Source organism: Burkholderia anthina (genome assembly GCF_902498995.1).
GTDB lineage: Bacteria > Pseudomonadota > Gammaproteobacteria > Burkholderiales > Burkholderiaceae > Burkholderia > Burkholderia anthina.
On record NZ_CABVLY010000008.1, the window covers coordinates 190,008 to 209,175 of the forward strand.

The following is a 19,168-nucleotide window of genomic DNA, read 5'->3' on the forward strand; positions in this document are numbered from 1 at the left end:
CGGCTGGCGCCGGCCGGCGCGCGCCGCTCGGCTGGCGCTTATTGCCGCCGCTCCCACGCGTGCGCCTGCTCGGCGCGCACGAACGCTTCCGACGCTTGCGGCAGCAGGTTGCGGAACGCGCCGCCGTCGCCTTCGATCACGTCGACCATTTTCGCGATCATTTCCTCCGGATCGTGCTGTTCGAGCGGGAAGGTCAACTGCTCGGGCGTCACGGTGTGGACGGCCGGGTCGTGCCAGCGCCGCGGCGTTTCCATCATCCGGTCGTTGAAGCCGGTGCGGTACGGGCCCGGGTTCACGACCGCGACGCGGATGCCGTGCGGCGCCAGTTCCGCGTGCATCGCCTCGGCCACCGCCTCGATCGCATGCTTGGACGCGCAATAGGCGCCCGTGAACGGCCCGGTGATGAGCCCGGCGATCGACGACACGAACACGATCTTGCCGTGCTTGCGCGCGAGCATCCCGCGTGCGATCTGCTGCGTGAGTTCGAGCGGGCCGAACACGTTGACGTCGAACAGGTCGCGCACGATCCCGATCGGCAGGTCGACCAGCGCGCCGGCTTCGCCGACGCCCGCGTTGTGCACGAGCACGTCGATGTCGAATTCGGCGGCGCGGGCGCGATCGTCGGCCGACGTGACGTCGAGCTTCACCGCGCGCAACACGGTGTCGCGCTGCGCGGCGGCGTCCGTCAGCGCGTCGATCTCGGCGGTCGTGCGGACGCCGGCCGTCACGTCGTGACCGTGTCGCGCGAGCCGCAGCGCGACTTCGTGGCCGAAACCGGTGCCTGCACCGGTGATGAGGATGCGTTTCGTTGCCATGTACTTACCTCGAGGTGTGGAAGGTTGCGTGAAAGCGATCGCGGCAGTGACATGCGATCGCGTCGTCCTGTTCGACGCTGCCGCCGGAGACGCCGATCGCGCCGACGCAGCGTCCGTTGCCGTCAACCAGCGGCTCGCCGCCGCCGAACGTGACGAGCCCGCCGTGGCTGTGCTCGATGCCGCGCAGCGGCCCGTCGCCGGACATCGCGCCGATCGCGCCGCTCGATGCGCGAAAGCGCACCGCCGTCAGCGCCTTGCGTTGCGCGAGGTCGATCGCGCCGAGAAAGCAGTCGTCGGTGCGCAGGAACGCGACCAGGTTCGCGCCGGCGTCGACGATCGCGATCGACACGCCGTCGACCTGCAGCGACGCGGCGTGCGCGAGCGCCGCGTCGATCGTATGTTGAACGGCTGCCAGCGGAAGGGTGGTGCCATGGGGTTGCATCGGCTGCTCCGGTGAGGGCGACCAGGCCAGTGTAGGCAGTTCTGGTATATGGGAGAATCCGCGTTCCGCTCGAAGGAGTTTCAAGTTTTTTTAATGATGAGCAGACGCGATCCGATGGCCGGGCTGCACGTGTTCATGAGCGTCGCCACCGCCGGCAACTTCACGCGCGCGGCCGCCGCGCTGGGGCTGACGCCCGCCGCCGTCAGCCTCGCGATCGGGCAGCTCGAGGGCGAGCTGAACGTGAAACTGTTCAACCGCAGCACGCGCGGCGTGAGCCTGACCGAAGCCGGCCAGCAATACCGCCGGCAGACCGAGCCGGCGTACCGGCAGGTCATGCAGGCGCGCGACGAACTGAAGGAGGCGCGCAGCGAGCCGGGCGGGCTGTTGCGCATCACCGCGCTGCCGCTGGCGCGCACGCTCGTGATCGCGCCGATCCTCGCGGCGTTCCGCGAGCGCTATCCGAAAGTCCGGCTCGAGATCCGCTACGACAACGAACTGGTCGATATCGCGAAGGACGGCTTCGATGCGGGGATTCGTCTGGCCGACCGGCTGCAGCCGGGGATGATCGGCGTGCGGATCGCGCCGGCGCTGTCATGCGCGCTGGTTGCATCGCCCGATTATCTGGCGCGGCACGGCACGCCCGCGTCGCTCGCGGAACTCGAACGGCATGCGTGCATCCGTTTCCGCTTCTCGGAAAGCGGCCGCCTGCACAAATGGCTGCTGCACGACGGCCGCCGCGACGTCGATCTCGATCCCGACGGCGTGTTCGTGACGAACGATGCGGATGCGGTGATCGACGCGGCGCGCGAGGGCGTCGGCATCGCGTTCGCGTTCATGCGCGAGCGCATCGGGCAGGACCTGCGCGACGGCACGCTCGTCGAGGTGCTGCCCGGCGCGTGCCGCACGCTGCCGCCGATGTGGCTCTATTACGTGAATCGCAAGCACGTGCCGGCGAAGCTGCGCGCGCTCATCGACGTGCTGCGCGAGCGTGCGGCGAGCGCCGGGTAGGGCGCGCGCAAGGCCCGCTGCAGCGCGTCGCCGGGCGGCGCATGATGACGGCTCCCTTCACGCAGTCACGGAGTCGCGTCATGACGGCCATCCCGCATTTCCCGCTTCGAACCCTGGCGATTGCCGCGGTGCTGGCCGCTGCCGCCGCCGCGATAGGCAGCGCACCGGCGTGCGGCCAGACGTCGACCGTGCCGGCCGGGTCGGCTTCCGCGACACCGGACAACGCGGTACTGCTGACCGTCTTCCTCAAGCACGACCAGTCGCGCCCGCTCGCCGAGCTGAATGCGCAGCTCGCGCGGCAGGGGTTCTACAAGGCGTTCCCGCCGCCGGGCGTCGAGGTGGTGAGCTGGACCGTGGCGATGGGGATCGGGCAGGTCGTCGTGCTGCGGCTGCCGGCGTCGCGGCTGCGGGAGGTCAATCGCGTGCTCGAGGATACGGCGTGGGGCGCATACCGTACGGAGTTCTATCCAACTTACGACTACAAGGCGATCGGGCTGGCGGAGCACGAGCGGGCGAAATGACGGGGAGCGCGATCCTGCCCCGTTCCTGAAACCCGCGTGCGCTCGCGGTTTTGCGCTCGCGCGCGCGGCGTTTCGCGGAGAATTTCTCCCGAATCCGGAATCCGTCATTCATCCGATGAAAAATCCCTGCCGGTTCCCGGTATGATGCGCACCTTGCGCATGATTCTGATGCGCCGTCGATGCACCCGACGCGCCCGAACGGCCCGGTGCGAGATCGAAAGATTCTGTAAGATGAATTCCGTATACTCGTAATTTCTGATCCAGGCGCTGCCTGCCTCCGTCCCAGGCCGACCGCCCACGCAGAACAACCAGATTCGTCGCCGCCCGGCCCCCCCGGCGCCGCGACAAGCTATGCACCACCACTGAACAATCTATGTCTTCCCGCCACCCTGGTTCGCCCGGCCGTGCCGCGGCGGCGATCGCGCGTGTCTCGGCGCTGATCCGCAACGAGCGCGTGCTGTCGCCGCTGCTCGCGCTCGGCATCGGGCTGTTGCTGATCGTGGTTTTCCAGCACCTGTCCGAATCCGTCGATTACCGCTCGGTGATCCGCCAACTGCGCCACATGGCGATCGGCGAATGGGGCGCGTCGCTCGCCGCGACGGCGCTCAGCTATCTCGCGCTCGTCGCCCGCGATGCGGTCGGCCTGCGCTACGTCGCCGCGAAAGTGCCGCGCGCCGCGCTGTGGATCGGCGCGATCGCCGGCTCCGCGCTCGGTAACGCGACCGGCTTCGGCGCGCTCACGGGCGGCGCGGTTCGCGCCCGCGTGTACGGCGTGTCGGGCGTCACGCCCGCCCAGATCGGCCGGATGACCGTGTTCACCAGCGGCACGCTCGCGCTCGCGCTGGTGCTGATGACGGCAGTCGGCATGGTCTGCGTGCCGCAGACGCTCGCCGCGATGCTGCACGTCGCGCCCGGCGTGCTCACGTGGGGCGGCGCCGCGCTGCTGATCGTGCTGGCGGGGATGGTCGCGATGTGCGGCAACACCGCGCGTCCGGTCGTCACGCGCTTCAAATGGCTGACGTTCGACGTGCCCGCGCGGCGCGACCTCGTCGCGCAGGTGGTCTATGCGGTGATGGACGTCGTGGCCGCGGGCCTCACGCTGTGGGTGTTGCTGCCCGCGGCGCCGGTCGGCTTCCCGACCTTCATTACCGTCTATGCGGCCGCGCTGCTGCTCGGGATGATCGGCCATACGCCGGGCGGGATCGGCGTGTTCGAAGCCGCGATGGTCTTCACGCTGGGCCGCGAAGTGCCCGCGCATGAGATGGTCGCGGCGCTGATCGCGTACCGCGCGATCTACTTCGGCGTGCCGCTCGTGCTGTCGGCCGGCCTGCTGGCCGCGTTCGAAGGGCGCGCGCTGCGGCGCCGGCTCGTATCGCGGCAGGCTGCGCGCGTGTCGCAACTGGCGCCGCTGTTCCTGAGCCTCGTCACGTTCGCGGTCGGCGGGATGCTCGTGATTTCGAGCGCGACGCCCGCGTTCTGGCACCGGATCGCGATCCTGCGCAACATCGTGCCGCTGTGGGTGCTCGAAGGCTCGCAGGTGATCTGCAGCGTGCTGGGCGTCGCATTGCTGTTCGTCGCGCGCGGGCTGCTGCGCCGCCTGGACGGCGCATGGTGGATGACCTTCGCGCTGACGCTCGCGAGCCTCGCGCTGTCGCTGGCGAAGGGCCTCGCGTTCGTCGAAGCCGGCGTGCTCGGCACGCTGCTGGTGCTGCTGCTCGTCAGCCGCCGCCGCTTCAACCGTCATTCGTCGCTGCTCGCCGAGCGCTTCACGGTGAGCTGGTTCGTGTCGGTGACGATGGTGCTGATCCTCGCGGTGTGGGTGCTGTGCTTCGCGTTCCGCGACGTGCCGTACACGCGCGATCTCTGGTCGCATTTCTCGTTCGACGCCCGCGCGCCGCGCGCACTGCGCGCGACGCTCGCCGCCGGCGTGTTCGTCGCGATGTTCGCGCTGTGGCAACTGCTGCGCCCGGCGCCGGGGCGGTTCGTGAAGCCCGTCGAGCAGGACCTGCTCGACGCGGAACAGATCATCCGCGCGCAGGAGTGCAGTGATGCGGGCCTCGCGCTGATGGGCGACAAGTCGTTCCTGTTTTCGGAATCGCGCCGCGCGTTCCTGATGTACGCGAAAAACGGCCGCACGTGGGCCGCGCTGCACGACCCGGTCGGGCCGCGCGAAGAATGGCCGGCGCTGATCAGCAAGTTTATCGCGCTGGCGCACGCGCACAGCGGCCGCGCGGCGTTCTACCAGGTGCGCGCGAATGCACTGCCGCTGTATCTCGATGCCGGGCTCACGCTGATGAAGCTCGGCGAGGAAGCGCACATCGCGCTCGACCAGTTCGACCTGAAGGGTTCGAACCGTTCGCATCTGCGCTATGCGCTGCGCCGCGGCGACAAGGACGCGCTGACCGTCGAGGTGATCGCGCCATGCGACGTGCCGGCCGCGCTGCCGGCGCTGCGCGACATCTCCGACGGCTGGCTCGACAGCCGAGACGCGCGCGAGAAGAGCTTCTCGGTGGCCGCGTTCCACGACGGCTATCTCGCGACGCAGTCGGTGATGCTCGTGCGCCAGGCCGACACGCCGATCGCGTTCGTCACGTTCATGACGACCGACCTGAACACCGAGGCCACCGTCGGCGTGATGCGTCATCTGCCGGAAGCGTCGCCGTATGCGATGGAGTATCTGTTCACGCAGCTCGCGCTGCATCTGAAGGAAGCGGGGTTCCGCAAGCTGAGCCTGGGCATCGCGCCGTTCTCGGGGATGGGGGCGGCGAAGATGCCGTCGCCGTTCCACCGGCTCGGCCTGATGGTCTGGCGCTTCGGCGGCCGCTTCTACAACTTCCGCGGCTTGCGTGCATTCAAGAGCAAGTTCGAGCCGCACTGGGAGCCGCGCTATCTCGCGGCCTCGGGCTCGGTCGGCGTGTTCGTCACGCTCGCGGATCTGTCCTTGCTGGCTGGAGGTCGGCGTTCATGATGTTGAAGAAGGTTATCGCGCAGGCGGCACTCGCCTGCGCGGGAATGATGCTGGCCGGCGCCGCGTGCGCGGCACAGCAGGCCGCGGCGAAACCGGAAACCGTGTCGGGCGGCCGCTACGGGCCCGTGACCGTGACGAAGCCGAGCGGCCCGCTGCGCGGCTTCGTCGTGCTGTTCTCGCGCGAGCGCGGCTGGGGCGTGGCCGACCAGCAGGCGGCCGACGCGCTCGCGAAAGCGGGCGCGATGACGGTCGGCGTGGATTCGGAGCGCTATGCGGCGAACCTCGCCCTTGCCGCGAAGCAGGAAACCTGTCACCACCTCGACGGCGACGCCGAAGCGGTCAGCCACCAGCTCGAACGTCTCGCGCAGTCGTCGCGTTACTACGCGCCGATCGTGGCGGGCGTGGGCCAGGGCGGCGCGATCGCGAAGCAGATCCTGTCGATGGCGCCGGAAAACACGATTGCCGGCGTCGTGTCGGTCGCCCCGGCCGTGAAGCTCGATGCGCGCTTCAAGCCGTGCCCGCCCGATGCGACGATCGTGCGCCGCGCGATGCCGGGCTTCGTCGAAACGGCCGCGGCCGGCGACACCGCGAAGCTCGTGTCGCTGGTCACCGCGCACTTGCACGACACCAGCGCGAGCGACGAGCTCGACGTGTCGGACCTGCCGCTCGTCGAGCTGCCGGCCAAGGGCGGCAGCGACCGGCTCGCGATCGTGATCTCGGGCGACGGCGGCTGGCGCGATCTCGACAAGACGATCGCCGAGGCGCTGCAGCGCGACGGCGTGTCGGTGGTCGGCATCGACAGCCTGCGCTACTTCTGGAGCGAGCGGCCGCCCGCACAGGTGAGCCGCGACCTGGCGCGCGTGATGCGCACCTACATGGCGCGCTGGCATGCGGACCGGGTGGCGCTGGTCGGCTACTCGTTCGGCGCCGACGTGATGCCGTTCGCGTACAACCGGCTGCCGGCCGACCTGCGCGACAAGGTCTCGGTGATGTCGCTGCTCGGTTTCGCGCCGGCGGCGGATTTCCAGATCCGCGTGACGGGCTGGCTCGGGATGCCCGCGAGCGACAAGGCGCTGAAGGTCGCGCCGGAAATGGCGAAGGTGCCGCCGCAGCGCGTGCAGTGCTTCTACGGCGCGGAAGAGAAGGACACGATGTGCCCGGCGCTCGTGAACACCGGCGTCGACGTGATCAAGACGGGGGGCGACCACCACTTCGGCCACGACTACATCGCGCTCGAGAAGAAGATTCTCGGCGCGTTCGGCAAGCCGGTGGCGGCGCGCTGAACGCCGGCGCCCGCTTCGCGGCGGGCGCGGGCATGAGGTTCATCGGACGGGCGGCCTGCGGGCCGCCCGTCGTCGTTTCTTCGCCTAGGTCGTGGCGTCCTGCCGCGGCACCGTTCCTCTCGCGTCGCGCTGATAGAAGCCCGGAAACCGGTCGAGTTGCCGGCGCGCGGCCGCGATGTCTGCGTCGCCGCCGAGCACCGCGCTCGAAAACCCGGTGCGCTCCATCAGCAGCAACTGGTCGATCAGCACGTCGCCCGTCGCACGCAGGTCGCCGGTGAAGCCGAAGCGCTTGCGCAGCAGGTATGCCTGGCTGTACGCGCGGCCGTCGGTGAAGGACGGGAAATGCAGGTCGATGCGCGCGGCCTGCGCGATTCGTGCGGCGAGCGGCGGCAGTTCCTCGTCGTTGCCGATCGTCAGGATGTCCGGCGTCGCGGTGTCGGGTGCGCCCGTGTCGCCGGCGTGCTCGGCAGGCGTCAGCAGCCGGATGCGTGCGTTCACGTCGTTGTCGTCGGTCGGTTTCATGCGTGCTCCGGCTGGTGACGCGCGTTGTTCGCGGCCGCCTTGAAGGGTTCCGCGCCGATGCGGCGCACCGTGTCGATGAATCGCTCCGCGTGGCCGTCGGCGTCGAGCCGCGCGTCGAGATACGCGTTGACGAGCGCATCCACGACGTCGACGATTTCTTCCGCCGAGAACGACGGGCCGATCACCTTGCCCGGCCGCGCGGGGCCGCTCGCGCTCGAGCCGTCCGAGCCGCCGAGCGTCACCTGGTACCACTCGGCGCCGTCCTTGTCGACGCCGAGAATGCCGATGTGCCCGCTGTGATGGTGGCCGCATGAGTTGATGCAGCCGCTGATGTGCAGGTCGATGTCGCCGACGTCGTGCAGCATGTCGAGATCCTGGAACCGTTCGGCGATCGCGTCGGCGATCGGGATCGAGCGGGCGTTCGCGAGCGCGCAGAAGTCGCCGCCGGGGCACGCGATCATGTCGGTCAGCAGTCCGACGTTCGCACTCGCCAGCCCGACGGCGCGTGCGTTTTCCCACAGCAGGAACAGGTCGTCGACGTGCACCCACGGCAGCACCGCGTTCTGCGCATGCGTGACGCGCGCCTCGCCGGCCGAGAAGCGCTCGGCGAGGTCGGCGAGCGCGTCGAGCTGCTCCGGCGACGCGTCGCCGGGCGCCTGCACGCGGCGCTTGAACGACAGCGTGACGATGCGCAGCGCCGGGTCGCGGTGCGCCGCCACATTGCGCGCGAGCCAGCGCGCGAACGCCGGATGACGCGTGGCGTGTGCGGCCATACGCGTGCCGGCGTCCTGCAGGTCGAGCGTGCGCGGCTTGAGACGCGGCGGCACGAACGACGCCGCGATCCGCTCGAACTCGGCCTGCGGGATCGTGTGCGGGCCGCCGTCGAGCTCGACGATCTGGCGGAACTCTTCCTCGACGTCGTCGATATAGCGCTGTCCCTCGGTCTTCACGAGGATCTTGATGCGCGCCTTGTACTTGTTGTCGCGGCGTCCGTAGCGGTTGTACACGCGCACGATCGCCTCGATGTAATTCATCACATGCCGCCACGGCAGGAACGTGCGCAGCAGCGTCGCGATCATCGGCGTGCGTCCCATGCCGCCGCCGACGCTCACGCGGAAACCGAGTTCGCCCGCGTCGTTGCGCACGAGCTTCAGCCCGACGTCGTGCCAGTCGGTGGCCGCGCGGTCTTCGGCCGCGCCGGTGATCGCGATCTTGAACTTGCGCGGCAGGAACGCGAATTCCGGATGCAGCGTCGTCCACTGGCGCATCACCTCGGCGAACGGCCGCGGATCGGCGATCTCGTCCGGCGCGACGCCCGCGCGTTCGTCGCACGAGATATTGCGGATGCAGTTGCCGCTCGTCTGGATCCCGTGCATGTCGACGGTCGCGAGCAGGTCCATCACGTCGGCGGCCTTCGCGAGCGGAATCCAGTTGAACTGCACGTTGGTGCGGGTCGTGAAATGGGCGTTGCGGGTCGGCAGGCGCAGCGTGCCGAGCAGCGCCTGCGCGTCGCAGGCGGCGCGATAGGTGGCGTCGTCGGGCACGTCGTAGTCGCGTGCGATCCGCGCGAGCACGCGCAGCTGCGCGCTCGACAGTTCGCCGTACGGCACGGCGACGCGCAGCATCGGCGCATGGCGCTGCACGTACCAGCCGTTCTGCAGGCGCAACGGCCGGAACGCGTCCTCGCTCAGCGTGCCGTGCTGCCAGCGTTCGAGCTGGTCGCGGAACTGGGCGGCGCGGCTGTGCACGAGCGCCCGGTCGAAATCGGTATATCGGTACATGACGTGATACGCGAGATGAGCGGCGGCGCACGGGGCGTGCGCCGCTCGACAGGGAAGGTTGCGACGGGTGTCGGGCAACCGGAGACAGCGTAGGGAACGCCGGGCGGCGGGACAAGCAGCAGATCGGGACGAAAAGGGCGCAGCAGATTGGCCGGCAGGACGCCGGTGCTGGCGCTGGCGCGAACGGGCGCGCATGCCCGTGGCGGGTTCAGGCGTCGACGACGAGCGCCGGATCGAGCGCGCGGATGCGCTGGTCGATGAAGTAGCCGCCGCCTTCCTGATAACGCAGGTACAGCCGGCCGCACGATACGCAGCGGCTGACGTTGCAGCGGTTGTACGGGAAATGACGCAGCGCGATCGGCGCATCGTCCGACGCATAGCGCGTGCCGGCCGGATGATATTCGTCGTAGACCGGCTCCGCCTCGCCGGGCGGCGCGAGCGTGGCCACTTCGGCCAGTTGCGTGTCCGGCAGCGACAGCGGCAGGGTCGTCCAGCCGGCGAGCGATGTTTTCGTGCACGTGCACGGCTGCGTGACGTGTGCCGCTTCGGCCGCCAGTTTCAGCAGCGCGTCGCGATCGAGGTAGGGCAGTTGGCTCATGGGAAATCGTGAAGGAGCGGCGGGATCCGCAATGTAACCCGCGCGCGGCTTCGCTGCAGGGACGTGATGCCGGCGGCGCGCAGCTTGCGCACGATGCGCGATCAGCCCGGCTTGCGCACCGTCGGTTCGGCGACCAGCTCGCCGAGCACGCGGATCGCGCGTTCGATGTCGCGGCTCCACGGATGGCCGAAGTTCACGCGTACGCAGCGCTCGAACCCGTGCGCGGCGGAGAAGAGCGGCCCCGGGGCGAAGCTGATGCCGCGCGCGATCGCCTCGCGGTGCAGCGCCATCGCGTCGATCGCGTCGGGAAACGACAGCCACAGGAAATACCCGCCGTCCGGCCGCACCCATTCGACGCCCGGCGGCAGCCAGCGCCGCAGCGCGTCGTCCATGCGCGCGAGCTGCGTTTGCAGCGCGCCGCGCAGCTTGCGCAGGTGGCGGTCGTAGCCGCCGTGCTCCAGGTAGTTCGCGATGCCGGCCTGCGCGGGAATGCTCGCCGACAGCGTCGTCATCAGCTTGAGCCGCTGCACCTTTTCCGCGAAACGGCCGGCGGTGGCCCAGCCGATCCGGTAGCCCGGCGCGAGCGTCTTCGAGAACGAACTGCAGTGCATCACGAGCCCGTGGCGGTCGAACGCGCGCGCGGGCAGCGGGTAGTCGGGGCCGTAATGGAGTTCGCCATACACGTCGTCCTCGATCAGCGGCACGTTGCGCGCGGCCAGCATGTCCACCAGCGCGCGCTTCTTGTCGACGGAGAGCGTGACGCCGGTCGGATTCTGGAAATTGGTCATGAACCAGCACGCGCGGATGTCGTGCCGTTCGAGGGCGTTTGCGAGCGCGTCGAGATCGAGGCCCGTGCGCGGATCGACGGGAATCTCGACCGCGCGCAGGTCGAGCCGCTCGATCGCCTGCAGCGCCGCGTAGAAGCCCGGCGATTCGACGGCCACGACGTCGCCCGGCCGCGTGACGGCCATCAGGCACAGGTTCAGCGCTTCGAGCGCGCCGTTCGTGACGACGATCTCGTCGACGGGCTGCGCGACGCCGGTTGCGAGATAGCGTCGCGCGATCTGCTGGCGCAGCGCCTCGTTGCCGGGCGGCAGGTCGACGACGGTGCTCCACGGGCTCACGAGCCGCGTCGCCTGTGCGAGCGATTTCGCGAGGCGCGGCAGCGGAAACAGCTGTGGCGACGGGAACGCGGAACCGAGCGGCACGATGCCGGGCTGCGTCGCGGCATCGAGCACCGAGAACACGAGATCGCTGATGTCGACCTTGCGCGTGGCGCCGGCGCGGGTCGCGCGGCGTTTCGCGGGCGGGGCCGCGCCGGGGCCTGCGCCGGCACCGGCGCCTGGCGCGACGTAGTAGCCGGAGCGTTCCCGTGCGCGGATCAGCCCCCACTGCTCGAGCAGGTAGTACGCGCGGAACACGGTCGACTGGCTCACGCCATGCTGCGCGATGATCTGCCGCAGCGACGGCAGGCGCGTGCCGACCGCGAGGTTGCCGTTGCGGATTTCGTCGGCGATCGTATGGGCGAGGGTTTCGTAGCGTTTCATCGGCGCGGGCGGGAACACGTCGCCGCCGCGCGCGGGGGCCGGTGCGGCACCGCGCCGGCGGGCGCGGGTCATTGTCCGACGAGCGGCCCGAAAAGGAAAGCGCGACGGCCGAGGCCAGTCGCGCTTGCTCGGTACGCCAGGTACTTCCGGCGCTTTCGACGCTTGCGCGGCATCAGGCCGCGTTCGGCTCCGCGTTGCGTCCGTTCGCGCCGTTACGCAGCGGCGGCAGCGGTTCGACCTTGCCGACGACGAACAGGTACGACAGCGCGCCGACCACGCACAGTGCGCCGGCCACCGCGAGCGGCACGACGAACGAGCCCTTCGTGATCGACAGCATCACGCCCGTGAACGTCGTGATGAAGATGCCGGCGAGATTGCCCGCGAAGTTCTGGATGCCGCCGAGCGACGCGACGTGCGCGGGCGTCGGTGCGACTTCGCCGACCAGCGTCCACACGTTCGCGCCGGCGAACGACAGGCTGGCATAAGCGAGCGCGAACAGCGCGAGGCAGGCCCACACGCTCTCGACGAACGCCGACAGCGCAATCGACGACGACAGCAGCATGCCGAGCACGAGGCAGGTCTTGCGCGCGGCGGTGGCGCTCCAGCCGCGCCGGAACAGGCTGTCCGACACGTAGCCGCCGAGCCAGCCGCCGGGAATCGCGAGCAGCGCGGGCAGCATGCCCCACGTGCCGAGCGACGCGAGCGAGAAGCCGCGCGACTGCAGCAGGTAGCTCGGGAACCACGTGATGAAGAAGTAGATCGCGAAGTTCAGGCAGAACAGGCCGATCATCATGCCCCACACGGTGCGGTAGCGGAACAGGTCGAGCCACGACACTTTCGGGGCGTCGGTTGCGTGCGCAACGGTCGGCGCACCGCGCTGCGCGAGCAGCGCATCGACGGCGTCCGGCGCGATCGCGCGGTAGCGTTCCGGGTCGCGGTAGATGAACCACCACGCGAGCGCCCACATGATGCCGATCGCGCCGGTGATCGCGAACGAGCCGCGCCAGCCGACGATCGAGATCAGCCACGCGACGAGCGGCAGCGACAGCGCGGAGCCGACGCGCGAACCGCTGTCGAAGATGCTGCTCGCGAGCCCGCGTTCGCTGCGCGGGAACCAGTTGAACGCGACCTTGGCGAACGACGGGATCGCGGCCGCTTCGCCGACGCCCAGCATCAACCGCACGCCGACGAGCTGCGCGAGCCCGCGCGCGGCGCCGGTTGCGACGGTAAACACCGACCACCAGCCGACCGCGAGCGCGAGGCTCACACGCACGCCGACCTTGTCGATGAACCAGCCGGCCGGCAGTTGCAGGAACGCATAGGTCCAGAAGAACGCGCTCAGCACGAGCCCCATGCCGACCGCGTCGAGCCCGAGATCGGCGCGGATGCTGGGCGCGGCGATCGCGAGGTTCGCGCGATCGATGAAGTTGATGACGTTGGCCAGGAAGCACATCAGGATCATGGTCCATCGGATGCGTGGCATGGAAGTCTCCGCGCGGAATGTCGTGACGGGCGGCCGGCGATCCGCTGCGCCGGCCGCCTCGGGAGGGGCGGTTTATCGCGACGCTTGCGTTTGTGTTTGCGCTTGCACGTGCGGCGTGGCGTCGAACTTCGCCAGCGCTTCCCACAGGCCGTTCAGGTAGACCGCGCCGAGCGCGCGGTCGTAGAGGCCGTAACCGGGCTTGCCCGTTTCGCCCCAGATCATGCGGCCGTGATCGGGACGCACGTAGCCGGTGAAGCCCGTGTCGTGATACGCCTTGACGATCGCGGCGATGTCGAGCGAACCGCAGCTCGACAGGTGCGCGGTTTCCTCGAAGTCGCCGTTCGCGTCGACCTTCACGTTGCGGATATGCGCGAAATGGATGCGGCCCCGTGCGCCGAATTCGCGCACGAGCGCCTCGACGTCGTTCTGCGGCCCCGCGCCGAGCGAGCCCGAGCACAGTGTCAGCCCGTTCGCGGGCGTGTCGACGATGCCGAGGATCCGCGCGAGATCGTCGCGGTTCTTCACGATGCGCGGCAGCCCGAAGATCGGGCGCGGCGGGTCGTCCGGGTGGATCGCCATCTTCACGCCGGCTTCCTCGGCCACCGGGATGATCGCGTTCAGGAAGTACTCGAGGTTCGCCCACAGCGCGGCTTCGTCGACGTTGCGATAGTCGGCGAGCAGCGCCTGCAACTCGTCGGCCCGGTAGCTCGAATCCCAGCCCGGCAGCGCGATGCCGTCGTTCGGGTCGATCCGGTCGACCGCGTCGGTGCTGAACGCGAGACAGGTCGAACCGTCGTCGAGCGTCTTCGACAGCTCGGTGCGCGTCCAGTCGAACACGGGCATGAAGTTGTAGCAGATCACGCGGACGCCGGCCGCGCCGAGATGGCGGATCGTCTGCCGGTAGTTGTCGATCAGGCGGTCGCGGCTCGGCTTGCCGAGCTTGATGTCCTCGTGGACGGGCACCGATTCGACGACCTCGAAGCGCAGGCCGGCCTGCTCGATCGTCGCCTTGAGCGCGGCGATCTTGTCGGCGGGCCACACTTCGCCCACGGGTTCGTCATAGATCGCGGACACGATCTGCGTGACGCCGGGGATCTGACGGATGTATTGCAGCGAGACCGGATCGGACTCGCCGTACCAACGGAAGGACATCTTCACTGGAGCAGCTCCTGACTGGCGGTTCATGCAGCGGACGACCGGGCGGCAACATGCCGGCCCCGTCGTCGGTGTGAGCGGATTATGATTGGTATGCCAGTTTGGCGGGATAGTGGTTTACCAGTTGTTTGCCAATTTTTGCTGCCCGTCGGGCCCGTACCGAAGCCCTGGCGGTGCTGGCTGGCAGGCGGTGGCCAGAATTGGTGTACCATTTTGTGGTTCCGGCGCCGCGCGCGCGCCGGCAAGCCCGTTGCGAGCCCATTCGATGACCGATCTTTCCAGCCCGCCCGCCAGCCGCGACGCCGAAGCCGCGGACCGCTCCTATATCGGCCTTGCGCGCGAGATTCACGCGATGGTGGCGGCCGGGGCGTTCGAAGCCGGCGCGCGGCTGCCCTCCGAGCGCAGCCTGGCCGACCAGTTCGGCGTGAGCCGCACGCAGGTGCGCGAGGCGATCATCGCGCTGGAGGTGCAGGGGGTCGTCGAGGTGCGGGTCGGCTCGGGCATCTACGTGTCGGCGGCCGACGCCGCGCGCCCGGTGACGTTCGAAGTGCCGCGCGGCCCCGGCCCGATCGAGACGTTGCGCGCGCGCGGGCTGATCGAGGCGGAAGTCGCGGCGCTCGCGGCGACCGAGCGCAAGGACGCCGATCTCGACCGGCTGTTTTTCTCGCTGACGACGATGCGCGAGCAGATGAACGACAAGGCCGCGTACGACACGGCCGATCGCCAGTTCCATTTGAGAATCGCGGAATCGACCGGCAACACCGTGTTGCTGCACATGGTCACGGCGATGTGGGACTGCGCGCGCAGCGATCCGCTGTGGGACAAGATCGAGGAACACTTTCACTCGACCGCGCTGCGCGAAGCGTCGCAGGAAGATCACCAGCGCATCTTCGCGGCGATCATGGCGCGCGATGCGAACGGTGCGCGCGACGCGATGCGCGCGCACCTGTCGCGCGTGATCGCGGAATTCACGCAGGCCTGGCGCTAACCGGGGGGCTGCCGCTGAGGGAAGTCGTTTGCCGTCCGGGTATCGAGTCGAGTTCCGGGAGGCGGGCGCTTCATCGGTGCGGGCAGGCCGCCGCGTCGCGCCCCGCGCGTGTCAGGTGCCCTCGAACAGCGCGACATGATCGTCGTACGCACGCTGCTGCCGCGCGTACGCGTCGTCGAGGTGCTCGTGCAGCGCGCGCTCGGCCGCGTCGGCATCGTGACATTCGAGCGCGTCGAGCAGCTTCTGGTGTTGCGCGAGCGTGACTTCGCCGACGACCGGGTCGCGCACGGTCACGTGCCGTACGCGATCGATCGGCGCGCGCACGAATTCGACGAGCTGCTGCACGCGCGGCAGCCGCGCGGCCGCGCTGACGGTCGCATGGAACGCGTTGTCGCAGGCGATCGCGGCGACCGCGTTGCCGCGCGCGATTGCGCGCCGGTGGGCGTCCTGGATGTCGTGCAGCTGCTCGAGCTCGCGCGCGCTGATGACCTCGGCCGCGCGGCGGATCGCGGCGGTTTCCAGCACCTTGCGGATCAAGGCGCTCTCGGCGAACTGTTCGCGTTTCACCGGCGCGACGAAGGTGCCGGACTGCGCGGCAATCAATACGAGCTCCTCGCGCGCAAGCTGCAGCAGCGCCTCGCGCACGGGCGTGCGCGACACGCCGAGCGCGTCGGCGATCGCGCGTTCATAGATCACGTCGTTCGGGTGCAGCGTCATCGTCACGATCGCGTCGCGCAACAGCGCGTGAATCTGCACGGACAGCGCCTGCGAGCGGTCCAGCGCGAAGTCCGCGGGGATCAGGCGGGCGATGAAAGTGTCCTGGACGGTGGGTTCTGACTTCATAAATCGGCAAGAGGGTGGCAGGTAGCCGGCACGCGTTCGCATCGCACTCCGGTGCGGGCCGGCGCGCGCCGGTCGATCAGTATATTAGTGCACGCATCATTTCCGGGATGTCGCGCGGCAATTCGGACGATCGGCTCGACCCCGGGGCAGCGGGTTTACCCCGGTGACGCTGCCGGTCTGCATCTCTATAATTGCCAACTAATATATTAGTTGGCCGTCTCAACGAAAAAGGCGGGCCGACGATCATCCCCACAGGAGACAGGCATGCATATCGAAGACTCAGCCGGACCGCGCCAGACGGTCCATGCCCCGGCCGCCGCGCCGACTGCCGTGCGCTGGCGGATTTTCTGGCTGCTGCTGTTGCTGTCGTCGATCAATTACATCGATCGCGCGTCGCTGTCGGTCGCGCTGCCGATCATCTCGACCGAATTCAGCCTGTCGCCGGCGATGGAGGGCGTGTTGCTGAGCGCGTTCTTCTGGACCTACGCGCTGATGCAGATTCCGAGCGGGCTGCTGGTCGACCGCTTCAAGGCGCGCACCATCGTCGGCCTTGCCACGATCGCGTGGGGGGCGTGCCAGGCCGTCGCGGCCGTCTGCTTCAGCTGGGTGCCGCTGCTGCTGACGCGGCTCGGGCTCGGCATCGCCGAGTCGCCGATCATGCCGGCCGGCGCGAAGCTCGCGGGCACGTGGCTCACGCCGTCCGAACGCGGCCGCGGCGCGGCGCTGCTCGACGGCGGCGCGCCGCTCGGCTCGGCCTGCGGCGCGATCATCATCACCGCGCTGATCGCGGGCCTCGGTTCGTGGCGGCTGGCGTTCGTCGTCGCGGGCGTGGGCACGATCGTGGTCGGCATCGGCGCGTGGTGGTACATCCGCAATCATCCTTCCGAGCATGCGGGCGTGAACGCGGCCGAACTGGAGCACGTGAGCGCGCATGCGGCCGCGGCGAGCACCGGCGAGCCGAAGGCGCGCGTGCCGTTCCGCGAACTGCTGCGCGACCGTTCCGTGCTGTTCATGTTCGCGAGCTGGGCCTGCTACAACAGCGTGTTCTACGGGTTGATGACGTGGATGCCGAGCTACCTGCACAAGGCGCACGGCTTCGACCTGAAGCAGATGGGCGGCGCGACCTTCATCATCTTCATGTGCGGCTTCGTCGGCGAGTTGTTCGGCGGCTGGGTCGCCGACAAGTGGCGCGCGGCCGGCGGCGCACCGAACCGCGTGATGCGCTCGATGTTCTCGGTCGCGGGCTTCGCGTCCGCCGCGGCGATTCTCGCGGTGAGCTTCGCGACGGGGCTCGTCAGCGTCGTCGTGCTGCTGTCGATCGCGCTGTTCTTCATCCGCTGGTGCGGGATGTTCTGGGGCGTGCCGGCGACGCTCGGCGGCCAGTCCCGCGCGGGCCTGCTGGCCGGTGCGATGAACTTTGGCGGCAACATCGTCGGCGTCATCGTGCCGATCCTGATCGGCCTCATCGTGCAATTCACCGGCACCTATTTCCTCGCGCTGATGTTCTTCGTCGTGGCCGCGTTCGGCCTGGCCGTCTGCGCGAGCCTCATCGACTATCGCGACCGCGGCCTCGACTGATGCCCGTCGCCTGATTCAACCGGAAACCACCATGTCGTCCCTTTCCATCGAAACCCAGCCGGCGCCCGCCGCGCCGCGCGCGCGCACGATCCGGCTTCATCCCGCCGACGACGTCGTCGTCGCCGTCGAGCAACTCGTGGGCGGCACCCTCATCGACGACGAAGGCGTGACCGTCGCCGGGCTGATCCCGGCCGGCCACAAGATCGCGACGCGCGCGATCGCGGCCGGCGCGCCCGTGCATCGCTACGGCCAGATCATCGGCTTCGCGAGCCAGCCGATCCGGCCCGGCCAGCACGTCCATACCCACAACCTCGACATGGGCGAGTTCGCGCGGGACTACGCGTTCGGCGCAGGTGCGGGCGCAACCGATTTCGTGCCGGACGCGCAGCGCGCGACCTTCGACGGCATCGTGCGCGAGGACGGCCGCGTCGGGACGCGCAATTACATCGGTATCCTGACTTCCGTGAACTGCTCGGCGACGGTGGCGCGCGCGATCGCCGATCATTTCCGCCGGGACATCCATCCGGAGGCGCTCGCCGCGTATCCGAACGTCGACGGTGTCGTCGCGCTCACGCATGGCGTCGGCTGCGCGGTCGACCCGGACGGCGACGCACTCGCGATCCTGCAGCGCACGCTCGGCGGCTATGCGTGCCACCCGAATTTCGCGGCGGTGCTCATGATCGGTCTCGGTTGCGAAACCAACCAGATCCCGCGCCTGCTCGAGACGCAAGGGCTGGCCGAACACGCGCGGCTGCGCACCTTCACGATCCAGGACAGCGGCGGCACCCGCAGGACGATCGAGAAGGGCATCGCGCTCGTCGAGTCGATGCTCGCCGCCGCCAACGACGTGCGGCGCGAGCCGGTGAGCGCGAGCCACCTGACGGTCGGCCTGCAGTGCGGCGGCTCCGACGGCTATTCGGGCATTACCGCGAATCCGGTGCTCGGCGCGGCGGTCGACCTGCTGGTGCGGCACGGCGGCACGGCGATCCTGTCCGAGACGCCGGAGATCTACGGCGCCGAGCATCTGCTCACGCGCCGGGCGGTGTCGCGCGACGTGGGCGAGAAGCTCGTCGCGCGCATCCGCTGGTGGGAGGACTACTGCGCGCGCCATCACGCATCGATGAACAACAATCCGTCGGCCGGCAACAAGGCGGGCGGGCTCACGACCGTGCTGGAGAAATCGCTCGGCGGCATCGCGAAGGCCGGCAGCACGAATCTCGTCGACGTCTACGAGTATGCGATGCCGGTGCGCGCGAAAGGGCTCGTGTTCATGGACACGCCCGGCTACGACCCGATCTCCGCGACCGGCCAGGTCGCGGGCGGCGCGAACCTGATCTGCTTCACGACGGGGCGCGGCTCCGCGTACGGATGCGCGCCGACGCCGTCGCTGAAGCTCGCCACCAACAGCGCGCTGTGGCGCAGGCAGGCCGACGACATCGACCTGAACTGCGGCGACGTGCTCGACGGCGGCGTGCGCATCGACGCGCTCGGCGCGACGCTGTTCCGGATGATGCTCGACGCGGCCTCGGGCCGCCCGACGCGCAGCGAACTGCACGGCTACGGACAGAACGAGTTCGTGCCCTGGCAGATCGGCGCCATTACCTGACCTCACCTTTCGCAGCAAGGAGTTTCACCC

General features: G+C 69.2%; 16 protein-coding genes. 7 read left to right on the forward strand and 9 right to left on the reverse strand.

The features are described 5' to 3' along the window. Positions 1-38: 38 nt before the first annotated feature. The gene (locus BME24068_RS13150; protein WP_096499680.1) at positions 39-815 is read right to left on the reverse strand and encodes an SDR family oxidoreductase; all 777 of its coding nucleotides are present in this window, start codon (positions 813-815) and stop codon (positions 39-41) included. A 4-nt stretch (positions 816-819) separates the two neighbouring features. Further along, positions 820-1,257 carry a GlcG/HbpS family heme-binding protein gene (locus BME24068_RS13155; RefSeq protein ID WP_096499678.1) on the reverse strand — a complete coding sequence of 146 codons (438 nt, stop codon included), beginning with the start codon at positions 1,255-1,257 and terminating at the stop codon, positions 820-822. A 96-nt stretch (positions 1,258-1,353) separates the two neighbouring features. On the opposite strand from BME24068_RS13155, the gene BME24068_RS13160 reads away from it, so the two are divergent. The 4 genes from BME24068_RS13160 (at position 1,354) to BME24068_RS13175 (ending at position 7,037) form a co-directional block, all read left to right on the forward strand. Next, positions 1,354-2,265 (forward strand): LysR family transcriptional regulator, encoded by a 912-nt coding sequence (locus BME24068_RS13160; protein ID WP_174926385.1) that lies wholly within the window; start codon positions 1,354-1,356, stop codon positions 2,263-2,265. Between the two features lie 80 nt (positions 2,266-2,345). Further along, entirely contained in the window at positions 2,346-2,786 is a 441-nt protein-coding gene (locus BME24068_RS13165) for a hypothetical protein (protein ID WP_174926329.1), read from the forward strand. A gap of 373 nt (positions 2,787-3,159) precedes the next feature. After that, positions 3,160-5,754: a bifunctional lysylphosphatidylglycerol flippase/synthetase MprF gene (mprF, locus tag BME24068_RS13170; protein WP_174926330.1), complete on the forward strand. Its 2,595-nt coding sequence runs from the start codon at positions 3,160-3,162 to the stop codon at positions 5,752-5,754. Continuing rightward, entirely contained in the window at positions 5,751-7,037 is a 1,287-nt protein-coding gene (locus BME24068_RS13175) for a virulence factor family protein (RefSeq protein WP_174926331.1), read from the forward strand. The genes mprF and BME24068_RS13175 overlap by 4 nt, the downstream gene beginning before the upstream one ends. 84 nt (positions 7,038-7,121) lie before the next feature. Here the strand turns inward: BME24068_RS13175 and BME24068_RS13180 are convergent, their stop codons facing one another. The 6 genes from BME24068_RS13180 to uxuA form a co-directional block, all read right to left on the reverse strand. Beyond that, the gene (locus BME24068_RS13180; RefSeq protein WP_174926332.1) at positions 7,122-7,559 is read right to left on the reverse strand and encodes a DUF934 domain-containing protein; all 438 of its coding nucleotides are present in this window, start codon (positions 7,557-7,559) and stop codon (positions 7,122-7,124) included. Next, positions 7,556-9,340 (reverse strand): nitrite/sulfite reductase, encoded by a 1,785-nt coding sequence (locus BME24068_RS13185; RefSeq protein ID WP_174926333.1) that lies wholly within the window; start codon positions 9,338-9,340, stop codon positions 7,556-7,558. The genes BME24068_RS13180 and BME24068_RS13185 overlap by 4 nt, the downstream gene beginning before the upstream one ends. 208 nt (positions 9,341-9,548) lie before the next feature. Then, positions 9,549-9,938, reverse strand: a complete 390-nt coding sequence (locus tag BME24068_RS13190) for a hypothetical protein (protein ID WP_174926334.1) — start codon at positions 9,936-9,938, stop codon at positions 9,549-9,551. A 101-nt stretch (positions 9,939-10,039) separates the two neighbouring features. Further along, on the reverse strand, positions 10,040-11,485 hold the full coding sequence (locus tag BME24068_RS13195) for an aminotransferase-like domain-containing protein (RefSeq protein WP_174926335.1): 1,446 nt from the start codon (positions 11,483-11,485) through the stop codon (positions 10,040-10,042). Positions 11,486-11,657: 172 nt separating this feature from the next. Further along, positions 11,658-12,968: an MFS transporter gene (locus BME24068_RS13200; RefSeq protein ID WP_174926336.1), complete on the reverse strand. Its 1,311-nt coding sequence runs from the start codon at positions 12,966-12,968 to the stop codon at positions 11,658-11,660. Positions 12,969-13,040: 72 nt separating this feature from the next. Beyond that, positions 13,041-14,126, reverse strand: coding sequence for a mannonate dehydratase (uxuA, locus tag BME24068_RS13205; protein WP_174926337.1), 1,086 nt, complete (start codon positions 14,124-14,126; stop codon positions 13,041-13,043). 262 nt (positions 14,127-14,388) lie between these two features. Here uxuA and BME24068_RS13210 point away from each other — a divergent pair, with 262 nt between their 5' ends. Next, positions 14,389-15,111, forward strand: a complete 723-nt coding sequence (locus BME24068_RS13210; protein WP_174926338.1) for a FadR/GntR family transcriptional regulator — start codon at positions 14,389-14,391, stop codon at positions 15,109-15,111. A 111-nt stretch (positions 15,112-15,222) separates the two neighbouring features. On the opposite strand, the gene BME24068_RS13215 is transcribed toward BME24068_RS13210, so the two are convergent. Further along, on the reverse strand, positions 15,223-15,954 hold the full coding sequence (locus BME24068_RS13215; protein WP_096499658.1) for a GntR family transcriptional regulator: 732 nt from the start codon (positions 15,952-15,954) through the stop codon (positions 15,223-15,225). A 264-nt stretch (positions 15,955-16,218) separates the two neighbouring features. Here BME24068_RS13215 and BME24068_RS13220 point away from each other — a divergent pair, with 264 nt between their 5' ends. Both BME24068_RS13220 and BME24068_RS13225 read left to right on the forward strand, forming a co-directional pair. After that, positions 16,219-17,532 carry an MFS transporter gene (locus BME24068_RS13220; RefSeq protein WP_174926339.1) on the forward strand — a complete coding sequence of 438 codons (1,314 nt, stop codon included), beginning with the start codon at positions 16,219-16,221 and terminating at the stop codon, positions 17,530-17,532. A 31-nt stretch (positions 17,533-17,563) separates the two neighbouring features. Then, complete coding sequence (locus BME24068_RS13225; RefSeq protein WP_174926340.1) at positions 17,564-19,138, forward strand: UxaA family hydrolase; 1,575 nt, start codon at positions 17,564-17,566, stop codon at positions 19,136-19,138. The last annotated feature ends 30 nt before the right edge of the window (positions 19,139-19,168 follow it).